This is a genomic window from Mesorhizobium sp. M4A.F.Ca.ET.020.02.1.1 (assembly GCF_004022645.1).
Classification (GTDB): Bacteria; Pseudomonadota; Alphaproteobacteria; order Rhizobiales; family Rhizobiaceae; genus Mesorhizobium.
Genome location: NZ_RZOI01000597.1, coordinates 1 through 3,847, shown reverse-complemented (window position 1 = coordinate 3,847; position 3,847 = coordinate 1). Strand labels below are relative to the sequence as shown.

The 3,847-nt window shown below is 65.0% G+C and carries 4 protein-coding genes; 2 read left to right on the top strand and 2 right to left on the bottom strand.

The window, feature by feature from the left end:
* The first annotated feature begins 34 nt into the window (after nt 1–34).
* Nucleotides 35–1,126 (top strand): COX15/CtaA family protein, encoded by a 1,092-nt coding sequence (locus tag EN742_RS27455; protein WP_128333496.1) that lies wholly within the window; start codon nt 35–37, stop codon nt 1,124–1,126.
* Nucleotides 1,127–1,337: 211 nt separating this feature from the next.
* Here the strand turns inward: EN742_RS27455 and argC are convergent, their stop codons facing one another.
* Together argC and speB are read right to left on the bottom strand one after the other, a co-directional pair.
* Nucleotides 1,338–2,270 carry an N-acetyl-gamma-glutamyl-phosphate reductase gene (gene argC, locus EN742_RS27450; RefSeq protein ID WP_127406143.1) on the bottom strand — a complete coding sequence of 311 codons (933 nt, stop codon included), beginning with the start codon at nt 2,268–2,270 and terminating at the stop codon, nt 1,338–1,340.
* 30 nt (nt 2,271–2,300) lie between these two features.
* On the bottom strand, nt 2,301–3,302 hold the full coding sequence (gene speB, locus EN742_RS27445) for an agmatinase (protein ID WP_126054913.1): 1,002 nt from the start codon (nt 3,300–3,302) through the stop codon (nt 2,301–2,303).
* Nucleotides 3,303–3,426: 124 nt separating this feature from the next.
* On the opposite strand from speB, the gene EN742_RS27440 reads away from it, so the two are divergent.
* Nucleotides 3,427–3,847 (top strand): acyltransferase (locus EN742_RS27440; protein WP_148670294.1); only part of this gene is annotated, 421 nt, incomplete at its 3' end.

The following is a 3,847-nucleotide window of genomic DNA, read 5'->3' as shown; positions in this document are numbered from 1 at the left end:
CCAATCCCGCGACCTCAATCGCCGGAACACAACCATGGCTGCCATCACTGCTGCCGCACCCTATGCCGCCCGCGATCGCGACCTGCGCAACCGGGCGCAACTGCGCGGTTGGCTGTATTTCGTGCTTCTCGTGCTGTTCGCCCTGGTGCTGGTCGGCGGCGCCACCAGGCTTACCGAATCCGGCCTGTCGATCACCGAATGGCAGCCGATCCATGGTGTCATCCCGCCACTCAACGATGCCGAGTGGCAGGAGGAATTCCAGCGCTACCAGCAGATCCCGCAATATGCCGAGCTCAACAAAGGGATGAGCATCGACGCGTTCAAGTCGATCTTCTGGTGGGAGTGGGTGCACCGCATTCTGGCGCGCAGTGTCGGCGTCGTCTTTGCCCTGCCGCTGCTGTTCTTCTGGGCGACGCGCCGTATCGAGCGCGGCCTGGGGCCGAAGCTCGTCGGCATCCTGCTGCTCGGCGGCCTGCAGGGCGCCATCGGCTGGTGGATGGTCGCGTCCGGCCTTGTCGACCGCGTCTCGGTCAGCCAGTACCGGCTGGCCACGCATCTGACGCTGGCGGCGCTGATCTTCACCGCCACGATGGTGGTCGCGCGGGGGCTGGCGCCGCATTCCGAGCCCGCCGCCGACCGCTCGACGCAGCGGCTTGCCGGCGTCATCGTGCTTCTGGCGCTGGTGCAGATCTATCTCGGCGGGTTGGTCGCCGGGCTCGACGCCGGCTTGAGCTACAACACCTGGCCGCTGATGGACGGCAGGCTGGTTCCAGGCGATCTGCTCCTGCTCGAGCCTGCCTGGCGCAATTTCTTCGAGAACCCGAAGACGGTGCAGTTCGTCCACCGCATCGGCGCCTACACAGTCTTCGCGGTGGCGCTCTGGCACATGATCGCAACCCGCCGGCGTCTGCCGGGAACGACCCATGCGCGTCGCGCGACGCTGCTGTTCCTGATCGTCCTGGTGCAGGCGTCGATCGGCATTGGCACGCTGCTGATGCAGGTGCCGCTGCATATGGCGCTGACCCACCAGGGTTTCGCGCTCGTGCTGTTGGGCTTTGCCGCCGCGCACTGGCGCGGCACCAAGGGCGCCTATCCGCTACCGCATGAGGTCAAGCTCGCAAGCTGAGCCACTTCGCCTGAGTGGTGGGTATCTTCACGTCCAGAAGGTGGTGGAGCTGCTTGCTGTCTGACTGTCGAATTCGGCCTGACGGGCGGAAGCGGCCGACTGCTGATGCCCGACCGCCTTTGTCAGCGGCCCTGAGCGGCCACGAGCTTCGCCTTCATCGGGGCGGATCTCCTGCCGCAGCTTCGCCCGTCGGGAATTCCCGCCTGCCCGCTTACGGGGCGAGACCGAGCATCAGGTCCATGTTCTGCACGGCGGCACCCGACGCGCCCTTGCCGAGATTGTCATAGACGGCGACCAGAAGCGCCTGCGCCCGCTCGTCATTGGCGAACACATAGACCTTCATCTTGTTGGTGCCGTTGTAGATTTCCGGATCGACCTCGGCGATGCGCTCCAGATGCGTGTAGGGCGCGACCTCGACCACGCCGCCCTCGATCGAGGCGAAATGATCGGCGAGCGCTGCATGCATTTCGGCGCCAGTCGGCACGCGCTCGAGGCCGCCGAGTTGCAGCGGCACCACGGTGATCATGCCTTGCGCGAAATTGCCGACCGCCGGTTGCATGATCGGGTCGTGCGAGAGCTTCGCATAGGTCCTGAGCTCCGGCACGTGCTTGTGCTGCAGGGTCAGCCCGTAGGGCAGGAATTCGGGTGCGTCCTCGCCCTTGCCGACATAGTCCTCGATCATCGGCCGGCCACCGCCGGAATAGCCGGAAATGCCGTTGACGGTGATCGGGAAGTCGGCGGGCAACAGTCCGGCCGACACCAGCGGCCTGAGCGTCGCGATCGGACCTTGCGGCCAGCAGCCGGGATTGGCGACGCGCTTCGCCGCGGCGATCCTCTTTGCCTGGTCCTTGTCCATTTCGGCGAAACCATATTCCCAGCCGGCGGCAACACGATGCGCGGTCGACGCGTCGATCACCCGGGTGGTGTCGTTCTCGATCAGCGAGACGCTTTCCTTGGCGGCGGCGTCCGGCAGGCAGAGGATCGCGACATCGGCGGCGTTGAGAAACTCGGCTCTCGCCGCCGTTTCCTTGCGGCGCTCGGTGGGGATGGAGATGATCTCAAGGTCGCCCCGCTCCGCCAGCAGCGCTCTGATCTGCAGCCCGGTCGTGCCGTGTTCGCCGTCGATGAAGATTTTTGGTTTCATTGCCTTTGAAAATTCCCTGCGATTTCAGTGCTATATGCCCTGAGCATGATTGACTGCAACAGTATTGCCGTTGTTCAGCTCCTCGAGCCGGGCTTTTCGTTCTGCCACCAGGCCCAGATAGTGCATCGCCACCATGGAGCCCGCGATCGCCGTTATATCGGCATGATCGTAAGCGGGCGCAACCTCGACCACGTCGGCGCCGACAATGTCGACCTGGCCGAGCTGGCGCAGCGTCGACAGGATCTTCGCCGAGGATGGGCCACCGGCGACCGGCGTGCCGGTGCCCGGCGCGAAGGCCGGGTCCAGGCAGTCGATGTCGAAGGTGAGGTAGGTCTTCCTGCCGCCGGTGCGGTCTACGATGGCATAGGCGATGTCGGACGCCCGCATCTCCTCGACCTCATGACCGTAGAGGATCTTGATGCCGAACGTATCGGGGGCGTGCGTGCGGATACCGATCTGGATCGAACGGTCGGGATCGATGATGCCTTCTTTCACCGCGCGTCCGACGAAAGAGCCGTGGTCGATGCGTTTGCCGTCGTCCGGCCAGGTGTCCTGATGGGCGTCGAACTGCACCATCGCCAGCGGTCCGTGGATGGCGGCATGCGCCTTGAGCAGCGGCCAGGTGACGAAATGGTCGCCGCCGAGCGACAACAGGAAGGCGCCTGATTTCAGGATCCTGGCCGCCTCGCGCTCGATCGTGCCGGGCGTCTTCTGATGGTTGCCGCTGTCGAGCAGGCAGTCGCCGTAGTCGACGACGGCGAGGTGCTCGAACAGGTCGCGCGAGAACGGGTACTGCGGGTCGTTGTCGAGGATCGCCGAGGCGCGGCGGATCGCCTGTGGCCCGAAGCGTGCGCCCGGCCGGTTGGTGACGGCGGCGTCGAAGGGAATGCCCCACACCACGGCGTCCGCGCCCTTCACGTCCTTCGTGTATTTGCGCCGCATGAAAGACAGCGCGCCGGCATAGGTCGGCTCGAGGGACGCGCCCGTCTTGGAGCGGGCGGTGAAGGCATGGTCGATGTTCTGGTTCGCCATTACGGATCCTCGGTTTTCATCGGGCTGCCACAACTACAGAACCGGCACGCAACATGCCAGTCACAGAGTGGGGAAACGGAAATGGCGTTCGGCGAGTGCCACGACAACACAGGATTGTATCATCATGACGCAGACCGCCTTTCTCAACCCCGCGCACATGCCCGCGGCGACCCGGACCGGCACCGTGGCGGGCGAGCGTTTCCTGGTGCTGGATTCCTGGCGCGGCATCTGCGCGTTGCTCGTGGCATTGTTCCATTTCCCGACCGGCTCGCTGATCTCGCAGAGCGCCTTTGTCGGCGGCTCCTATCTGTTCGTGGATTTCTTCTTCGTGCTCTCCGGCTTCGTCATCGCCAGCTCCTATGGCAGCCGGCTCAGCGAGCCGGTCGAGCTTGCCCGCTTCGTGCCCGTCCGCTTCGGCCGCATCTATCCGCTGCATCTGCTGATGCTGGCAGCCTTCGCCGCCTTCGAGGAACTGCGGCTCATTTTGCCGCAGTTGCGCGGCACGGGTGTCGAGCCCTTCTCCGGGGGTTTCGACCTCAACAGCC

What these genes read in the sequence shown, in the direction of transcription:
- EN742_RS27455 (WP_128333496.1), top strand. Translation starts at nt 35, where the DNA reads ATGGCTGCCATCACTGCTGCCGCACCCTATGCCGCCCGCGATCGCGAC.
- argC (WP_127406143.1), bottom strand. Translation starts at nt 2,270, where the DNA reads ATGAAACCAAAAATCTTCATCGACGGCGAACACGGCACGACCGGGCTG.
- speB (WP_126054913.1), bottom strand. Translation starts at nt 3,302, where the DNA reads ATGGCGAACCAGAACATCGACCATGCCTTCACCGCCCGCTCCAAGACG.